The following is a 17,091-nucleotide window of genomic DNA, read 5'->3' on the forward strand; positions in this document are numbered from 1 at the left end:
GAATTTGCACGGGCCGACGGAGAGCAGCACTCGCGAGTAGGGCGGACGGGACTTGAACCCGTGACCGAGCGATTATGAGTCGCCTGCTCTGACCAGCTGAGCTACCGCCCCGAACCGCCGGATTCGATCTCGTCTCCGGCCCGAGCACCTGGCGCGGACGCGGACTCGATCGAAGGAGCGGCGGTGTCGGCGACCGGGGTGGTCGCCGATTGCCCACGATACAGCTTCTCGAACGTGTCGAGCGTGCGGTTGATGTCGTGCGGCTCGATCATGGCGAGGCTCGCGCGGCGCATGGCGATGTAGTCGTCGTCGCTCTTCGTGAGCACGTCGGTAAGCTTCGCGGCGAGGTCGTCGGCGTCGCCAGGGGTGAACAGATAGCCGTTCGAGCCGTGGTCGACGAGGTGCGGAAGCGCCATGGCGTCGGCGACGACGATGGGGAGGCCCGACGCCATCGCCTCGAGGCTCGCGATGCTCTGCAGCTCGGCGGTCGAAGGCATCGCGAAGACGGTCGCGTCGGTGAGGGTGCGCCGCAGCTCGTCGTCGGAAAGGTAGCCGGCGAACGTGACCCGTTCGGCGAGGCCGAGGTCGGCCGCCATCTGGGTCAGCTTCGCGAGGAGGTCGCCGCCTCCGACGATGGTGAGGGTCGCGCCGAGAGCGGCGGGCAGCTTCGTCATCGCGGTGAGCAGCACGTCGATGTGCTTCTCGCCCGTGACGCGGCCGACGAAGACGATCCGGTTGGTCGACGGACGGTCGGGCCGTGCCGTGTAGTGCGAAGCGTCGATGCCGCACGAGATCGGAATGACGCCGGTGATGTCGGTCGCCTCCTCAAGGAATCCGGCGGCCTTGCGCGTCGGCGTCGTGATCGCCTGGCAGTGCTGGTACGTGTTCGCGGCGTCTTGCCATGCCCGTCGGGTGATCCAGTCGAGCAGCTTGCGGGGCATCGGCGGTGTGTGCTCGATGAGGTTCTCGGGCATGAAGTGGTTCGTCGCGATCACACGAATGCCGCGCTCTTTCGCGATCGTGGTCAGCCCGCGGCCAATGATGATGTGCGACTGGATGTGCACCACGTCGGGCCGGAACGAGTCGACGATCGGCCTGGTGTTGTGCTTGACCGTCCACGGCGTCGCGAAGCGGAGCCAGTCGTGCAGCGGCCAGCGGGTCGAGTTGAGTCGGTGCACGGTGAGCGTCGCACCGGCATGCTGCTCTTCGAACGTGCCGTGGCGACGGGTCGGCGCAGGCGCGACCACGTGCACATCGTGACCCCGCTCGGCGAGGCCGACGGCGAGCCTCTCGGTGAAGTTCGCCGCGCCGTTGACGTCGGGCGGAAAGGTGTCTCCGGCGATCAGGATCCGAAGCGGCCTGGTATCGGAAGACCTCGCGGTCGTCTCATCGTGATGGTCGATCGTCACTTGTCGGTTGCGTCCTTGCCGTGGGCGGTGCGGCCGCGGAGTGGGCGGCCGGTGATCCGGGCGTCTTGTGCTGCGGCCCCCGTGTCGGGGCCGACACCAGTCAGGCTAGCTCAGCCCTTGGCCTGCGGATGGTATTTCGCCAGCTGGAACACGCCGTAGACGGCGATCGCCCCCGCGACGACGTAGAAGATGCCGGCCCACCAGGGCGCTTGCGAGGCCTCGCCGAGAACGAGGATGCCGATGCCGACCGCGACCAAGGGGTCGACGACGGTGAGGCCCGCGATCACGAGGTCGGGCGGGCCCGACGCATACGCGTTCTGCACGAAGTAGCCTCCGAGACCGCCCGCGGCCAGGAGGAACAGGATGCAGACGGCGGTGAGGATGTCGAAGTTGTGCGACTCGACGCGGTTGATGACGACCTTGGCGAGGGTGGCGACGAATCCGTAGAGGAACCCGGCGGCGATGATGTAGAACAACGCCCGGATCTTGCGCCGGAAGAGGGTGAACGCGGTCAGGAGCAGCGCGAAGACGATCGCGAGGATCACCAACACGGTGATGAGCTGCCCCTGGGTGATGACGGGCTCGGTTGCTGTCAGTGCGGCCACCAGCACGAACAGCGCGACGCCGCCGACGCAGAAGAGGATCGCGCGTTTCGACTGTCGATCGAGTCGCTGCCTGGTGGTCCGCGAGTTCAATACGGCGGTCACTACGAGGGCGACGGCGCCGAGCGGCTGCACCACGATGAGCGGAGCGAAGCTGAGGCTGGTGAGCTGGAAGACGATGGCGAGCGCGAGCATGAGGGTGCCGAGCACCCACGACGGCCGGCCGAGGAGTCGCAGCACCTGCCTGACATTGAGCCCCTTCGAGGCACCGCCGGAGGCACGCTCCACCTTCGTCACACCCCGGTGTTGCAGCTGCGCGCCCACCGAGAGGAAGATCGCGCCGATCAGCGCGAGCGGGATGCCGATCGCGGTCTGAGAGTCGAGTGTCACCGGCTCGGTGAGGACGTCGAGAGGCAGAGGCACGCTCTCACGGTACCGTGAGGCCCGGCGCCGGGCCCGCCGATAGGCTGAGTGAATGGCTGTCCGACCGATCACGATCACCGGCGAACCCGTCCTCCACGAGGTCGCCTCCCCCGTCACCGTCTTCGACGACGAGCTCCGCACTCTCGTCGCCGACATGTTCGAGACGATGGACGAAGCGCCGGGCGTCGGCCTGGCCGGCCCGCAGGTCGGGGTGGCCTTGCGCGTCTTCGTCTTCTCCTGGGCCGACGACGAGGGCGGGTCGTGGCGCGGTGTCGCGATCAACCCGGAGCTTTGGCAGAGCCCACTGACCCTCGACGACCTCGACGACGACGACGAGTCGGAGGGGTGCCTGTCGATTCCGGGCGAACGCTTCCCGCTGCGACGTGCCGACAGCGTGCTGCTCCGGGCCGTCGACCTCGAGGGCGAGCCCTTCGAGATCGAGGCGCACGGCTGGCTGGCCCGCATCTTTCAGCACGAATACGACCACCTCGACGGCATCCTCTACGCCGACCGCCTCGAGCACCCGTTCTCGAAGGCGGCCGCGAAGGCCGTCCGCAAGAACGGCTGGGGCGGCCCCGGCCACACCTGGACCCCGGGGCTCGACCACCCCGAAGGCTGAGGTGTACGTCGAGGGCCAAAACCTTTGCTAGAGTTGTGGTCGCTCGTTCAGCGCCAATCGAACGGGAGTTGTAATCCTCGATAGCTCAATTGGCAGAGCAGCCGGCTGTTAACCGGCAGGTTGTTGGTTCGAGTCCAACTCGGGGAGCGAAGGCCCTCACGGCTCCACCCGTGGGGGCCTTTTTAGTGCGCGCGGCGTGTCCTAACCCCGCTCCGCCTCCGAATTTGAAGGAAAAACGCCGCGACCCCAGCGGAAACATCAGGATCCACCGGGGTCGCGAGTCGAAATCTCCTTCAAATTTGCAAGGGGGGGGCGAAGAGCTCAGTAGCCGGCGGCAGGATCCACGACGCCGATGAATTCCCCGTCGCCTTCGAGCGCCCTCACGTTGTGCCGGATCCGCTCGGCCAGCAGCGGCGCGACCATGTCGGGCGTGTCGGCCTGATGCGGGGTGACCAGCGCTCGGTCGTTGGTCCACAGCGGGTGCCCCTCGGGCAACGGCTCCGGATCGGTCACGTCCAGCCCCGCACCCCACAGCGACCCGGAGTCGAGCGCATCGACCAGGGCGTCGGTGTCGACGAGTCCGCCGCGAGCGATGTTCACCAGCACGGCGGTGTCTTTCATGGCGGCGAACTGCGACGCGCCGAACATCTTGGCGGTGTCGTCGGTCATGGCCGCCGCGACGATCACGACGTCGGCGGTCGGCAGCACCTCGTCGAGCTGCGCGGCCGGCACCGTGCGCGCCGCACCGTCGACGGGGGAAGAACTGCGGCGGACGATGGTGATGCGCGTGTCGAATGGCGCGAGGAGGCGCATGATCTCGAGGGCGATTCCACCGGCGCCGACGATGACGACGTCGAGCCCGTACAGCGAGATGCCCCTCGGCTCGGTTGCCCAGGAACTGGCACGCACGCGCTCGGGGAACACCCGGAGCAGGGCCAGCGTGAGAGCCACTGCGTGCTCGGCGACCGGCTCGGAGTAGGCGCCCTTGGCGCTGGTCCAGAGCGGACGCGGCGACGACGCGTACTTCGCCATGATCGGGGCGAACATGTCGACCCCGGCCATGGGCAGCTGCACCCACTCGATGTTGGGGTAGGTCGTGAGTGCGTCGTCGAGCTCGTCGATCTTCGTGTGCGACAGCCACATCAGCCCTCGCGTCGACTCGTCGAGGGGGCCGAGGGTACCTCCGCCCGATTCGACGGCGTCGACGACGTGCTGCAGTGGCTTCGGCCCGATGGCGATGGGCCCGGGCGTGGGCCGGTGCTCGGCGGGCACGGTCGCGGACGGGGTCAGGACGGCACGGTGACCGCGGGCGGACGAGGAGGCGGGGGTGGCGGAAGACAAAGTGCTCCTAGCGGTGCTTCTTGGGGGTGCGGTCGGACGACGGGATGATGTCGATGGGCGACGTCTGCGAAAGGACCTTCACGTACGGGTCGACGGTCGTGGCGAGCACGTCGTCGATGGTCCCCAGGCCGACCAGGTGCCCCGAGCGGAGCACGGCGATGCGGTCGGCCACCGCGCGGGCCTCGTTCACCGACGAGGTGACGACGACGGCCGAGAACTGCCGCGTCTCATGGATGCCGCGGAGCAGCTCCAAGACCGACTGGCGCACGAGCACGTCGACCCCGCGGGCCGGTTCGTCGGCGATGAGAACGCTCGGCGAGAGCACGAGACTGCGGGCGAGCGCGATGCGCTGACGCTGACCCGAGCTGAGCTCCCACGTCTGCTTGAGCATGGTCGAAAGCGGCAGATGCACAGCGTCGACGAGGGTCGACACCAGCCGACCGGCCTCTTTGCGATCGAACTTCTTGTCACGCTCGTAGAGAGGCTCGGCTACAGCCTCCCCCACTGTGAGATCGGGGTTGAGGTTGTCGCCGTCCGACTGCGACAGATAGCCGACGGCCCCCGTGAGGCGGTCACGATGCCGTTTCGAGATCGTCTTGATCCGCTCGCCGAGCACGAACAGCTCGCCGCCCGCGATCGTCGCCGACCCCGCGGGGGGCCTCGAGGCGTAGGCCAGGCCGGCGAAGGCGCGGGCGAGCGTCGACTTGCCGGATCCTGCTTCTCCGAGCACCCCGAGGATCTCCCCCGGAGCCAGTTGGAGCGAGATACCGTCGACGGCGCGTACTTCCGGGCGCCCGGCGCGAGCCGGGTAGAGCAGCGAGAGATCGTCGGCGACGAGGACGGGTGCGTCGGTGTCGGCCATACCTAAGCTTGACGGGTCAGAGCTCTCAGCGCTTCGCGGCGCGCGGCCTGCTCGGAAGGATCGGGCACCGGCAGCGAGGCGAGCAGTCGCTTCGTGTAGTCGTGCTCGGGCGCGCCGAGCACCTGGTCGTTCGGCCCCGACTCGACCAGGTCGCCGTGAAAGAGCACGCCGATACGGTCGGCGAGCAGGTTCACTACCGCGAGGTCGTGGCTGATGAACAAAGCCGCGAATCCGAGGTCGCTCTGCAGCTCGGCGAAGAGCTCGAGCACCCGCGCCTGCACCGAGACGTCGAGCGCGCTGGTGGGCTCGTCGGCGATCAGGAGCGTAGGATCCAGCGCAAGCGATCTCGCGAGACTGGCCCTCTGGCGCTGGCCACCGCTCAGCTCGTGGGGGTAGCGGTCACCGAACGCCTTGGGCAGCTGGACGGCCTCCATCAGCTCGTCGACGCGCGCGCGTGCGGCTCGGGCGTCTCCGGCGCGGCCGTGCACGATGAGCGGCTCGGCGACGGCCTCGGCGATCGTCAGCAGCGGGTTGAACGACGAGGCCGGGTCTTGGAAGACGAACCCGATCTCGGCCCGCTTCGGCTTGAAGTCGCGCTCGTGCACGCCGTTCATCTCGACGCCGAGCACCTCGAGCGAGCCACCGGTGACCCGGGTGAGTCCCGCGATCGCGCGGCCGATGGTGGTCTTGCCCGAGCCGGACTCCCCCACCAACCCGAGCACCTGGCCCTTGGCGATCGTGAAGTCGACACCCTTCACCGCACGGAATCCCGCACGACCGAGACGGCCGGGGTACTCGATCTCGAGCCCGCGGGCGTTCACGACGATCTCGGCGTCGGCCGACGGGGCAGCCTGGTGGCCGCGGGCCTCGAGTCGAGGCACGCTGCCGAGGAGGCGCTTGGTGTAGTCGTCCTGCGGGTTGGCGAACAGCGTTTTCGCGTCGGCCTCTTCGACCACCTTGCCGAGGTACATGACGGCCACGCGATCGGCGAGGTCGGCGACGACGCCCATGTTGTGGGTGATCAGCACGATCGCGGCGCCGAATTCGTCGCGGCACCGGCGCAGCAGGTCGAGGATCTCGGCCTGCACCGTCACATCGAGCGCCGTGGTCGGCTCGTCGGCGACGATCACCGAAGGGTTCAGCACGAGCGCCATCGCGATGACCACACGCTGCTTCTGGCCGCCCGAGAACTGGTGCGGGTAGTAGTCGACGCGGGTCTCAGGATCCGGGATCCCGACCCTCGACAGGATGTCGATGGCCCTCTTCCGCGCCTCCTTCTTCGACACCTTGCCGTGGGCGCGGATGCCCTCGGCGATCTGCCACCCGACCGTGAAGACCGGGTTCAGCGCCGTCGAGGGCTCCTGGAAGACCATGGCGACGTCGGTGCCGCGGAGCTCGCGGACGCGCTTCGGCCCGACGGTCAGCACGTCCTCGCCGGTGAGGAGCACGGCGCCGGAGGCGACGGCGGTCTCGGGGAGGAGGCCGAGGATCGTCTTGGCGGTGACGGTCTTGCCCGATCCTGATTCTCCGACGATCGCGAGCACCTCACCCGACCGGACCGTCAGGCTGACGCCCTGCACGGCATTGACATCGCCGCCGTCGGTGGCGAAGGCGACCTCGAGGTTCTTGATGTCGACGGCCGTGTGACGGTCATCGCGGACGATGTCGCTCATGCGCGTCCTCCTTCGGGGGCGGTGGTGCTGCCGGGGGTCTTGTCGTCGCCGACGGCGGGGTCGCTGGAGGCGCTAGTTACGGCCTTCCGGCGCTTGGCCCGCCGGCGCGTGCGCAGGCGCGGGTCGGCGAGGTCGTTGAGGCTCTCGCCGACGAGCGTGACGCCGAGCACGAGCAGGACGATCGCGGCTCCCGGGAACACACCCGTCCACCAGATGCCACTGGCGGTGTCGGAGAGTGCCCGGTTGAGGTCGTAGCCCCACTCGGCCGCCGCCGTCGGCCCGATGCCGAAGCCGAGGAAGCCGAGCGACGCGAGCGTCAGGATCGCCTCGGACGCGTTGAGGGTCAGGATCAGCGGGAGACTGCGCGTGGCGTTGCGCAGCACGTGCTTGAACATGATGCGGGCGGTCGACGAGCCGACGACCTTCGACGACTCGACGAAGGCCTCGGACTTGAGGCGGACCGCCTCGGCGCGGACGACGCGGAAATACTGCGGCACGAACACCACGGTGATCGAGATGCCCGCGGCGACGATTCCGCCGACGAGGCTGGACTGGCCTCCCGAGATCACGATCGAGACGACGATCGCGAGCAGGAGCGACGGGAACGCGTAGACCGCGTCGGCGATGACGACGAGGATCCGGTCGAGCCATCCACCGAGGTAGCCCGACACGAGGCCGAGCGTCACGCCGATCAGAACCGACAGGATGACGGCCACGATCACGACGGCGATGGCGGTCTGCGCACCCCAGACGACACGACTGAAGACGTCGTAGCCGCCGACGGTCGTGCCCCAGATGTGGTCGGACGAGGGCGGGGCCTGGCGGGGGAAGGATCCGGCGTCGTCGCTCAGCTGACCGAACCCGTAGGGCGCGATGATCGGGGCGAAGATTGCACCGAGGAGGAACACCAGGCAGATGACGATGCCGGTGATGAGCATTCCGCGCTGGAGGCCGACGCTGCGTCGGAGCTGCGCGACGATGGGAAGGCGTGAGAACCAGGGGGCGCGCTGGTCTTTAGCGGCGGCGAGAGTGGTCGTCATGATCAATACCTCACGCGTGGGTCGATGAACGCCGCGACGATGTCGACGATGAAGTTGGTGACCGCCACGATGACGGCCAGCAGGGCCACGATGCCCTGGACGGCCACGAAGTCGCGGGCCGAGAGATACTGCTGCAGCTCGAAGCCGAGGCCTCGCCAGCCGAAGGTGGTCTCGGTGAGCACAGAACCACCGAGAAGCATCGCGATCTGCAGACCCATGACGGTGATGATCGGGATCAAAGCAGGCTTGAATGCGTGGGTGCGCACCAGGCGGACCTCGGAGACACCGCGCGAGCGGGCCGCGTCGACGTACTCCGAGCCCAGCGTGCCGATCACGTTCGTGCGGACCAGACGAAGGAAGATGCCACCGGTGATGAGGCCGAGGGCGAGGGCCGGCATGACCGCGTGCAGCAGCACGTCGCTGATGATGATCGAGTTGCCGGTGCGGAGGGCATCGATCAAGTAGATGCCGGTCGGGTTCGGCACGGTGCCGAGGGCGAGCTCGATGCGGGGGCTCGCCCTGCCGCCCAGGGGCAACCAGCCGAGCCAGACGGAGAAGACGAGCTTCAGGAGAAGCCCGGCGAAGAAGACGGGGGTGGCGTAGGTGAAGATCGCGAAGACGCGGAGGATCACGTCGGGCCAGCGGTCGCGGAAGTACGCGGCGAGCATTCCGAGCGGAATGCCGATGAGCAGAGCGATGATGAGCGCGTAGAAGACGAGCTCGACAGTGGCGCCACCGTAAGTCAGCAGGATGTCGCTGATCTTGCGGTGATCGGTCAGCGTCGTGCCGAAGTCACCGCGCAGCAGCTGCCCGAGGTACTCGCCGTACTGCACGATGATCGGACGGTCGTAACCGGCAGCGTGCAAGCGCTCCTGGAGCTGAGTCGGCGTGAGACGCCCGCCGACCGAGGCGGTGATCGGGTTGCCGACCACTCGCATGAGGAAGAACACCAGCGTGACCAGGATGAAGACGGTCGGGATGATGAGCAGGAACCGGATCAAGACGTAGCGGCCGAGGCCACCGCCCTTGGTCTTCCCCTGAGAGGGCCCCGGCACCGCGGGTGCGGTGGGCGAGGTGTCGTTCAGAACGGTCACGAGGTCGCGTTCCCTTTCGTTTGCTCTTCGGCGGGCGTCATCGCCCGACACGGTGGTGGGGTGCTCCCCCGGCCTTTCGGCCCGGCGGAGCACCCCACCTTCTGTTCGTAAGCTACAGCGACAACGTCGCGTAGCGGAACTTGAACGAGGCGTCGAGGGCGTCGTCGACACCCTTGACGTCCTTGCCCGAGACCGCGACCTGAGCGCCCTGGAGCAGCGGCAGGGTCGAGATGTCGCCGGCCTCGAGCGTCTGGATCTGCTCGATATCTTTGGTGCGGGCAGCAGTGTCGGTCTCGCTGCGCTGCGCCTCAATGAGGGCGTCGACCTTCGGGTTGTTGTAGTGGTTCAGCAGGAAGCCGCCGTCGAGGGGCTTGCCGTCGGCACCGGGCGAAGGCAGGAAGAACGGCGTCAGGTAGTTGTCGGCGTCGGAGTAGTCGGGGAACCATCCGAGCTGGTACAGCGGGTAGCTGTCTTTGGTGCGCTCGGTGCTGTACTCGTCGTAGATGGTCGACTGGATGTTGACCTTGAACAGCTTGGTGTCTTCGAGCTGCTTCTTGATCAGCGCGTACTCGTCGTCGGACGACGCACCGTAGTGGTCGGGCGTGAACTGCAGGTTGAGCGTGACGGGCGTCGTGACACCGGCCGCGGTCAGGGTCGACTTGGCCTTGTCGGCGTCGGGGCCACCGTCGCCGTCGCCGTAGAGCGACTTGAACGGGGTGATCGAGCCGGTGAGGCCGTCGGGCACGGGCGAGTACAGCGGCGTGTAGCTGCCCTTGTAGACGTCTTCGGAGAGGGCCTCGCGGTCGACCGAGTCGGCGACGGCCTTGCGGACGGCGAGGGCCTTGGCCGAGTCAGCCTCCGAAGTCTTGGCACCGTAGGGCATGGTGTCGAAGTTGAAGACGATGTAGCGGATCTCGCCGCCGGGGCCGTCGTGGACGGTCAGCTTGTCGTCTTTCTTGAGCGACGCGAGGTCGGTCGGGCTGAGCGAGCGGTAGGCGACGTTGACGTCGCCCTTCTGCACGGCCAGCTTGAGCGCCGTCTCGTCGGTGAAGTACTGAGCCGTGACGCTCTTCGTCTTGGGTGCGCCGAGGAGGCCCTTGTAGCCCGAGAAGGCGGCGTACTGGATCAGCTCTTTCGCCTTGTACTGCGAGATCGAGTACTGGCCGGCGAACGGCTTTCCCTTGACGATGTCGGCGTCGGAGGTCACCTTGGTGGCGCTGAAGACCTGCTCGTCGACGATCGGCCCGGCCGGGCTCGAGAGCACCTGCGGGAACGTCTGGTCGTTCTTCGACTTGAGGGTGAAGACGACCGTGCTGTCGTCGGGAGCAGCGGTGCTCTTGAGGTTCGAGAGCAGCGACGAGGGGCCGTTGGCATCGGCGATCGCGATCTGACGGTCGAAGCTGAACTTCACGTCGGACGAGGTGAGTGCGTCGCCGTTGGCGAACTTGAGGCCGGACTTGAGCTTCACGGTGTACTGCGTGGGGCTCGTGAACTCCGCGCTGGTGGCGATGTCGGGCTTGACGTCGGGCGAGCCGTACGGCGTGTTCATGAGGAACGGATAGACCTGGTTCATCACGGCGAACGAGCCGTTGTCGTACGAGCCGGCCGGGTCGAGCGAGGTGATGACGTCGGACGTGCCGATCACGACACCGTCGAGGGCGTCGGTGCTCGTGGAGCTGCTGTTGGCGCAGCCTGCGAGAACGAGAGTGGTGGCGACGGCGCCACCCACCCCGATCAACAGGCGTCGCCTCACGGAAGACGTGGAATTCACGGTGGTACCCCTTTGTGTCGGTGCATGGACCCGGGGTCGGAGCAGAGCTGTGATCGACTGCCGGGATTTCATTCTTAACACACGCCCGGTGCTGGGCTGAAATTCAGGCGGAAGTGTTTACAGGTTCGCAACGCGCCGCGCACTTTGTGTGCGCATCTCTCCTATTCGTTGCGCAGGATGCGGCGCGCCGCCTCGACTTCGACTAGCTTCTGCCCTATCTCGCGCCGCTTCTCGGGTTCGGCCCGCACATCGGTGCGGTGCATCTGGCCGAGCAGCTCCGCCTTTTGACGGAGCAGGTCGCGTTCGACGAGGGAGCCGAGAATCCCGGCGCAGTACAGCGCCACATCGGCGCCCTCGCGCTCTGGCAGGGGCCCCATTGCCAGCTCCCGCACCAGACCGGCGAACGGCCCGGGCGTCTGCTCCAACACCAGATCGACGAAGTTCGGAGCGTCGAGGTGATCGAGGCTGGCCGCAATCGCGTCGCGGACCACCCCCAGCGAGCCATTCACGAAGACCGAGAAGGCGGCTTGGATGGTGAGGTCGCGGGGGGCCGACGCCGGGTGCTGCAGGATCGCCATCAGCGCGTCGCGCTCCATGCGCGTGGAGAGGTCGTCGGGCAGGCGGAGGATGCTCGGGCCCTCGTCGACCGGCTCCGCCTCCGGGAGGCTGGTGATCGACTGCCGTGAGGGATCGCTCGAGGGGGCGAGACGTTCGACGGCCTTCGGCTGCGCGGCGACCGTGCGACGGGCCGCGTCGACCGCTGTGGCGACCTCGTCGGGGTCGAGGCCGAGCCAGCCGGCAAGTGACCGGACGTACCCCTGGGTGAGCGAGGCATCGCGGATGCCGGCAACGACCGGTGCCGACGAGCGGAGTGCGGCGACCCGCCCCTCCACCGTCTCGAGGTCGTGACCGTCGAGGGTGCGCTTGATCATGAACTCGAACATCGGCCGCTTGCCGTCGACCAGGCGTCGAACGGCGTCGTCGCCTCGATTGAGTCGGAGATCGCACGGGTCGAGCCCGTCGGGGGCGACCGCCACGAACGTCTGCGCCGCGAATCGCTGCTCTTCGGCGAAGGCCCGGCTGGCGGCCCGCTGACCGGCCTCGTCGGGGTCGAAGGTGAAGACGACCTCGCCGAGGCTCGAAGCATCGGCGCCCCGCACGTCGCCGAGCATCGGCCTGAGTACCTTGATGTGGTCGACGCCGAACGACGTGCCGCAGGTCGCGACCGCCGTGGTGACACCGGCGAGGTGGCAGGCCATGACGTCGGTGTAGCCCTCGACGATCACGACCCTCTTCGAGCGCGAGATGTCTTTGCGCGCCAGGTCGAGCCCGTACAGCACCTGAGACTTGTGATAGATCGGCGTCTCGGGGGTGTTCAGGTATTTCGGGCCGTTGTCGTCGTCGAGAAGTTTGCGGGCGCCGAAGCCGATCGTGGCGCCCGTGACGTCGCGAATCGGCCAGATGAGTCTCCCGCGGAAGCGGTCGTAGGCGTTGCGATCACCCTGGCTGAGGAGCCCGGAGGTGACCAGCTCCTCCTCAGAGAACCCTCGACCTTTGAGGTGCGAGCGGATCGCGTCGAACGACTTGGGTGCGAAGCCGACGCCGAACCGCTGCGCGGCCGCCGGATCGAATCCGCGCTGCCCCAGAAACCGTCGTGCCGGATCGGCGTCGGCGCCGGTGAGCTGCTCGACGTAGAACTCGCGAGCCGCTTCGTTCGCCGCCAGGAGTCTCGCGCGATTGCCGTGATCGCTCGCCTGACCGCCGTCTTCGTAGTGCAGGGTGAAGTTGATCCGCGCGGCCATCCGCTCGACGGCCTCTTGGAACGTCGTGTGGTCGGTCTTCTGGATGAAGCTGAAGACGTCGCCATCTTCGCCGCAGCCGAAGCAGTGGTAGCGACCGACCTGGGGGCGCACGTGAAAACTGGGGCTGCGCTCGTCGTGGAACGGGCAAAGGCCCTTGAGCGAGCCCACACCGGCGCCCTTGAGGGTGACGTAGTCGCCGACCACGTCGGCGATGTTGACGCGGCTGCGGACCTCGTCGATGTCGGCGCGTTTGATCAGACCTGGCACGCACCGCCCCCTTCGAATCGATCCAGTCTAGGCGGGGTCACGAGCGGACCAGCCGGTCGTGCCAGGCCATGGCGCTCTGGTCGGTGAGGGAGGCGACCTGGTCGACGATCACGCGCCGTCGGCCCGCGTCGTCGGACGCGTCGCGCCAGTCGGCGGCGAATCCCGGGTCGAGCTCGGTCGCGCCGCTGGCCCAGAGGGCATCGGCGAGCGTGGTCAGCACTTCGCGCTGTTGCACGTAGATGGGCTGGCGGGTGTTGCGGGTCATCACGAAGGCCGCGACGATTCCCTTGAGCGCGGCGATCTCGCCGATGATCTCGGCGGGGATCACGACGCTGGCGGCGAAACGGATGAGGCTGTCGAGCGGATAGTGCTCGTGTGTCGCGTCGATTGCCGAACCGGCGAATCGGCCGATGAGCTGACTCGTCAGGTTTTTCAGACGAGCCTGCGCGACCCGCCCGCCGTCGTAGTCGTGCAGCCAGAAGTCGAGGCCGCGAAGGCGGTTGAAGGCCTCGGTCAGCTCGTCTCGGCTGAGTTCGCCGCCGACCCAGGCGTGCATGGCGTCGATCAGCGAGTCGTGGCCGACCGGCGACGACAGCGCCGCGACATCGATGTAGCCGTTGACGACGGCGTCTTCGAAGTCGTGCACCGAGTAGGCGATGTCGTCACTGAGATCCATCACCTGGGCCTCGATGCACCGCTGGCGTCGTGGCGCGCCGATGCGGAGCCACTCGAAGGCCGGGGTGTCGTCGTCGTAGAACCCGAACTTCACTCGACCGCCGGGATCGGGGATGCCCTGGGCGGTCGGCCATGGGTATTTGCAGCTGGCGTCGAGGCTGGCGCGCGTCAGATTGAGACCGTAGCTCTGGCCGTCGGCGCCGATGACCTTGGGCTCGATGCGCGTGAGCAGTCGCAGCGTCTGCGCGTTGCCCTCGAAGCCGCCGATGTCGGTGCACCAGTCGTTGAGGGCCTTCTCGCCGTTGTGGCCGAAGGGCGGGTGACCGAGATCGTGAGCCAGACAGGCCGTGTCGACGACGTCGGGATCGAGGCCGAGGCTGGTTGCGAGCTCTCGCCCCACCTGGGCGACTTCGAGCGAGTGCGTGAGGCGGTTGCGGGCGAAATCGAGCCCCGCTGTCGGGCTGAGCACCTGCGTCTTCGCGGCCAGACGCCGGAGGGCACTCGAATGGAGCAGTCGTGCGCGATCGCGCGCGAAGTCGCTTCGCCGGCTGGAGTGCTCTTCGGGCAGCCACCGCTCTCCGTCGTGCTCGCTGTAGCCGGCGGAGCCGACCGAGCCGGGACCAGAGCGTGGGGTGCCCAGCAGATCGGCGTTGGCGGTAGGGGTGTTCTGGGTGGTCACGCGGGCCCTTCGGGCGGGAGGTGCGGGTAGGTCGGGAGCGCTCGTGTGCGGGGCGTCTCAGCCACCGCTGTGGTGGAGTTCGGCGGCGGCGAGCTCTTCGCGGAACGCCTCGTCGAGCTCGCGGCTCTCGAGCCACCGGTCGGGAAGCGATGGACGCTTGGGGCTGCCCGCGCGCCCGCGCGGACCCTCGGCGTCGATGCCGGGGTAGGCCTGAGTCCAATCCATCGTGCCTAGGAGGTCGTCGATCTCCGCCACGCTCGACGAGGCGGCCAGGCTGGCTCGCACGTCGCCGCCCACGGGATACCCCTTGAAGTACCAGGCCACGTGCTTGCGCATGTCGCGGCAGGCGCGCGCTTCGTCGCCCTCGTAGAACTCGATCAGGAGCTCGGCATGGCGTCGGAACGCTTGGGCCACTTCGCCGAGGGTGGGCTCCGCCTTGCGCTCTTCGCCGCGGAACGCCGCCGCGAGGTCGCCGAACAGCCATGGGCGGCCGAGGCAGCCGCGACCGACGACCACGCCGTCGCACCCGGTCTCGTCGACCATGCGGAGTGCGTCGGCCGCCGACCAGATGTCGCCGTTGCCGAGCACCGGCACCCCCGTGATGGCGTTCTTCAGGGTCGCGATGGCTGACCAGTCGGCCTGGCCGGAGTAGAAGTCGGCCGCGGTCCGTGCGTGAAGCGCGATCGAGGCGACCCCTGCCCCTTCAGCCGCTTTGCCGGCCTCGAGATAGGTGAGGTGATCGTCATCGATGCCCTTGCGCATCTTGATGGTGAGCGGGATGTCGCCGGCGGCCTTGACGGCGCCCTCGACGATGTCGCGGAACAACCCGAGCTTCCAGGGCAGGGCCGATCCGCCGCCCTTGCGGGTGACCTTGGGCACCGGACAGCCGAAGTTGAGGTCGATGTGGTCGGCACGATCTTCGGCCACCAGCATCGTGACGGCCTCGGCGACCGTCTTCGGCTCGACCCCGTAGAGCTGGATGCTCCGGGTGGTCTCGCTCTCGTGATGGGTGATGAGGCGCATCGACTCGGGCGTGCGCTCGACCAGTGCCCGACTGGTGATCATCTCGCTGACGTAGAGCCCGGCACCGTATTCGCGGCAGAGCCGGCGGTACGCGGTGTTGGTGATGCCGGCCATCGGCGCGAGCACGACCGGCGAAGCGACCTGGATGGGGCCGATAGCCAGCCCCGGGTGCGGAGCGGTCTGCCCCGGGTGCGGAGAAGTCTGCCCAGGCTGCGCGGAAGAATGCACGCCGGCTTCTGGTTGCGAAAGAGTGGTTGTCATCACCACTGATTATCCCAGACGGCCGCAAGCCCGATGAGGGATCGAGACGCCCCTGTGGAGAACTCGATGCCGCCCACCCCCTTGGAGAAGAAATGCCGAACATCAGCGGAACCGACCGAATGCTCGCCGATGCCGAAAGCCGAGGGCTGGCCGTCGAGGTGGTCGAGCGGCCGGCAGCGGACAGCCTCGCCGAGGCAGCAGGGCTGCTGGGGATCGAGCCCGGGGCCGTCGTGAAGAGTCTGGTGGTGAAGAGGCATGACGGATCCTTCGTTTTTGCTCTTGTTCCGGGCGGACGGTCGATCTCGTGGTCGAAGCTGCGCACCGTGGTCGGCGTGAACAAGCTGTCGATGCCCTCCCCCGAGATCGCTCTGGAGGCGACCGGTTACGAGCGAGGCACAATCACTCCCCTGGGATCGACGACGGCGTGGCCGGTGTTCGCCGACGAGAGGATCCGAGGATCCCGCGTCGCACTCGGTGCGGGCTCGCACGGACGCAGTGCGTTCGTGGAGGCCGATGCGCTTATCGAAGCGCTGGCCGCCACCGTCGCTGACATCACCGACCCCGAGGTCCCGCGCTCGTAGAGGAGTGGATACCCAGGGCATCGGTTACCTAGAGTGATGCGCCTTCGTCGAGGGCCGCAGTGACGGCCCGCGCCGAGGCGGCGGCGGCCTCGTCGGCCGTGGGCTCGATCTCGGGCATCGTGACGGTCTCAGTCAGGGCGCCGGGGATCAGGCAGCTGTCGCCCTCGCAGGCCGCTGCGTCGGCCGAGCCGAGCATCGTGAAGCTGTCCGGAGTCGGTGCGGAGCCGGTCACTCGGCCACCGCCGCATCGCGCTTCTCGGCGGCGACCGTCTCGAGGACGTTCTGGAACGCCGAGGCCTCTTGGGCTCCCGACACTCCGTACTTGCCCTCGATCACGAAGAACGGCACGCCGTTGATGCCGAACGCCTGGGCCTGGGCCTGGTCGGCACGGACGGCGTCGAGGTACTCGTCGCTCTCGAGCGACTGCAGCACCTCGGCGCGATCGAGCCCCGCCTCGGCGGCGATGTCGGCCAGCACGTCGAGTCGGCCGAGGTGGCGGCCGTCTTCGAAGTACGCGGCGAGGAGGCGCTCCTTCATGTCGAGCTGGAGCCCGCGGGCCTTGGCGAAGTGAATGAGCTGGTGCGCCTTGACGGTGTTGGTGTGGTGCATCGCGTCGAAGTCGTACTTCAGGCCGACCGACGCGGCGATGCCGCCGACGTTGTCGAGCATCTGGCGGGCCTGCTCGGGGGCGATGCCCTTGTGCGTCGACAGGAACTCGACCTCATCACCCTCGAAGTCGACCGGCGTATCGGGCGAGAGCTCGAACGAGTGGTACTCGATCTCGACCTCTCCGGCGAAACCGGCAGCTCCGGCCTCGAACTTGCGCTTGCCGATGAAGCACCACGGGCAGGCGATGTCTGACCAGATGTCGACTTTGATGGGGGCGGTTGCGGCGGCGTTCTCGATACTCACGGCGTCTGCAACCGTCGGTGTCGCTCGGGCATTCCCGCAGGCGCTACGCGCTTCCAC

The 17,091-nt window shown here is 67.8% G+C and carries 15 protein-coding genes and 2 tRNA genes; 3 read left to right on the top strand and 14 right to left on the bottom strand.

Features of this window, described 5'->3' with window-relative positions:
• Nucleotides 1-37: 37 nt before the first annotated feature.
• The 3 genes from EDF39_RS14355 to EDF39_RS14365 form a co-directional block, all read right to left on the bottom strand.
• Nucleotides 38-111, bottom strand: a tRNA-Ile gene (locus tag EDF39_RS14355).
• Nucleotides 102-1,403 (bottom strand): glycosyltransferase, encoded by a 1,302-nt coding sequence (locus tag EDF39_RS14360; protein WP_233573148.1) that lies wholly within the window; start codon nt 1,401-1,403, stop codon nt 102-104. The genes EDF39_RS14355 and EDF39_RS14360 overlap by 10 nt, the downstream gene beginning before the upstream one ends.
• Before the next feature lie 116 nt (nt 1,404-1,519).
• Nucleotides 1,520-2,434 (bottom strand): DMT family transporter, encoded by a 915-nt coding sequence (locus tag EDF39_RS14365; RefSeq protein WP_370275191.1) that lies wholly within the window; start codon nt 2,432-2,434, stop codon nt 1,520-1,522.
• Between the two features lie 52 nt (nt 2,435-2,486).
• Here EDF39_RS14365 and def point away from each other — a divergent pair, with 52 nt between their 5' ends.
• Together def and EDF39_RS14375 are read left to right on the top strand one after the other, a co-directional pair.
• Nucleotides 2,487-3,053, top strand: coding sequence for a peptide deformylase (def, locus tag EDF39_RS14370; protein ID WP_055958281.1), 567 nt, complete (start codon nt 2,487-2,489; stop codon nt 3,051-3,053).
• Nucleotides 3,054-3,127: 74 nt separating this feature from the next.
• A tRNA-Asn gene (locus EDF39_RS14375) sits at nt 3,128-3,200 on the top strand.
• A 174-nt stretch (nt 3,201-3,374) separates the two neighbouring features.
• On the opposite strand, the gene EDF39_RS14380 is transcribed toward EDF39_RS14375, so the two are convergent.
• The 9 genes from EDF39_RS14380 to dusB all read right to left on the bottom strand — a co-directional run bounded on the left by EDF39_RS14380 (nt 3,375) and on the right by dusB (nt 15,541).
• Nucleotides 3,375-4,394 carry a D-isomer specific 2-hydroxyacid dehydrogenase family protein gene (locus tag EDF39_RS14380; RefSeq protein ID WP_123944097.1) on the bottom strand — a complete coding sequence of 340 codons (1,020 nt, stop codon included), beginning with the start codon at nt 4,392-4,394 and terminating at the stop codon, nt 3,375-3,377.
• Nucleotides 4,395-4,401: 7 nt separating this feature from the next.
• Entirely contained in the window at nt 4,402-5,256 is an 855-nt protein-coding gene (locus EDF39_RS14385) for an ATP-binding cassette domain-containing protein (protein ID WP_123944099.1), read from the bottom strand.
• A gap of 2 nt (nt 5,257-5,258) precedes the next feature.
• On the bottom strand, nt 5,259-6,929 hold the full coding sequence (locus EDF39_RS14390; protein ID WP_123944101.1) for an ABC transporter ATP-binding protein: 1,671 nt from the start codon (nt 6,927-6,929) through the stop codon (nt 5,259-5,261).
• Entirely contained in the window at nt 6,926-7,969 is a 1,044-nt protein-coding gene (locus EDF39_RS14395) for an ABC transporter permease (protein WP_123944103.1), read from the bottom strand. Before EDF39_RS14395 ends, EDF39_RS14390 begins: the two co-directional genes overlap by 4 nt.
• 2 nt (nt 7,970-7,971) lie before the next feature.
• Complete coding sequence (locus tag EDF39_RS14400; RefSeq protein WP_233573149.1) at nt 7,972-9,054, bottom strand: ABC transporter permease; 1,083 nt, start codon at nt 9,052-9,054, stop codon at nt 7,972-7,974.
• Between the two features lie 121 nt (nt 9,055-9,175).
• The gene (locus EDF39_RS14405) at nt 9,176-10,834 is read right to left on the bottom strand and encodes an ABC transporter substrate-binding protein (protein ID WP_233573138.1); all 1,659 of its coding nucleotides are present in this window, start codon (nt 10,832-10,834) and stop codon (nt 9,176-9,178) included.
• 161 nt (nt 10,835-10,995) lie between these two features.
• Complete coding sequence (dnaG, locus tag EDF39_RS14410; protein ID WP_123944109.1) at nt 10,996-12,903, bottom strand: DNA primase; 1,908 nt, start codon at nt 12,901-12,903, stop codon at nt 10,996-10,998.
• A 37-nt stretch (nt 12,904-12,940) separates the two neighbouring features.
• A complete protein-coding gene (locus tag EDF39_RS14415; protein ID WP_199726222.1) occupies nt 12,941-14,218 on the bottom strand; it encodes a deoxyguanosinetriphosphate triphosphohydrolase in 1,278 nt (425 codons plus the stop codon).
• Nucleotides 14,219-14,314: 96 nt separating this feature from the next.
• Nucleotides 14,315-15,541 (bottom strand): tRNA dihydrouridine synthase DusB, encoded by a 1,227-nt coding sequence (gene dusB / locus EDF39_RS14420; RefSeq protein ID WP_123944111.1) that lies wholly within the window; start codon nt 15,539-15,541, stop codon nt 14,315-14,317.
• Nucleotides 15,542-15,633: 92 nt separating this feature from the next.
• On the opposite strand from dusB, the gene EDF39_RS14425 reads away from it, so the two are divergent.
• Complete coding sequence (locus EDF39_RS14425) at nt 15,634-16,122, top strand: aminoacyl-tRNA deacylase (RefSeq protein ID WP_055958304.1); 489 nt, start codon at nt 15,634-15,636, stop codon at nt 16,120-16,122.
• 28 nt (nt 16,123-16,150) lie between these two features.
• On the opposite strand, the gene EDF39_RS14430 is transcribed toward EDF39_RS14425, so the two are convergent.
• A complete protein-coding gene (locus EDF39_RS14430) occupies nt 16,151-16,354 on the bottom strand; it encodes a hypothetical protein (RefSeq protein WP_123944113.1) in 204 nt (67 codons plus the stop codon).
• Nucleotides 16,351-17,034: a DsbA family protein gene (locus tag EDF39_RS14435; RefSeq protein WP_233573139.1), complete on the bottom strand. Its 684-nt coding sequence runs from the start codon at nt 17,032-17,034 to the stop codon at nt 16,351-16,353. The genes EDF39_RS14430 and EDF39_RS14435 overlap by 4 nt, the downstream gene beginning before the upstream one ends.
• Between the last annotated feature and the right edge of the window lie 57 nt (nt 17,035-17,091).

This window comes from Frondihabitans sp. PhB161 (assembly GCF_003814635.1).
Lineage (GTDB): Bacteria > Actinomycetota > Actinomycetes > Actinomycetales > Microbacteriaceae > Frondihabitans.

What these genes read in the sequence shown, in the direction of transcription:
- EDF39_RS14395 (WP_123944103.1), bottom strand. Translation starts at nt 7,969, where the DNA reads ATGACGACCACTCTCGCCGCCGCTAAAGACCAGCGCGCCCCCTGGTTC.
- EDF39_RS14385 (WP_123944099.1), bottom strand. Translation starts at nt 5,256, where the DNA reads ATGGCCGACACCGACGCACCCGTCCTCGTCGCCGACGATCTCTCGCTG.
- EDF39_RS14425 (WP_055958304.1), top strand. Translation starts at nt 15,634, where the DNA reads ATGCCGAACATCAGCGGAACCGACCGAATGCTCGCCGATGCCGAAAGC.
- dusB (WP_123944111.1), bottom strand. Translation starts at nt 15,541, where the DNA reads ATGACAACCACTCTTTCGCAACCAGAAGCCGGCGTGCATTCTTCCGCG.
- def (WP_055958281.1), top strand. Translation starts at nt 2,487, where the DNA reads ATGGCTGTCCGACCGATCACGATCACCGGCGAACCCGTCCTCCACGAG.
- EDF39_RS14390 (WP_123944101.1), bottom strand. Translation starts at nt 6,929, where the DNA reads ATGAGCGACATCGTCCGCGATGACCGTCACACGGCCGTCGACATCAAG.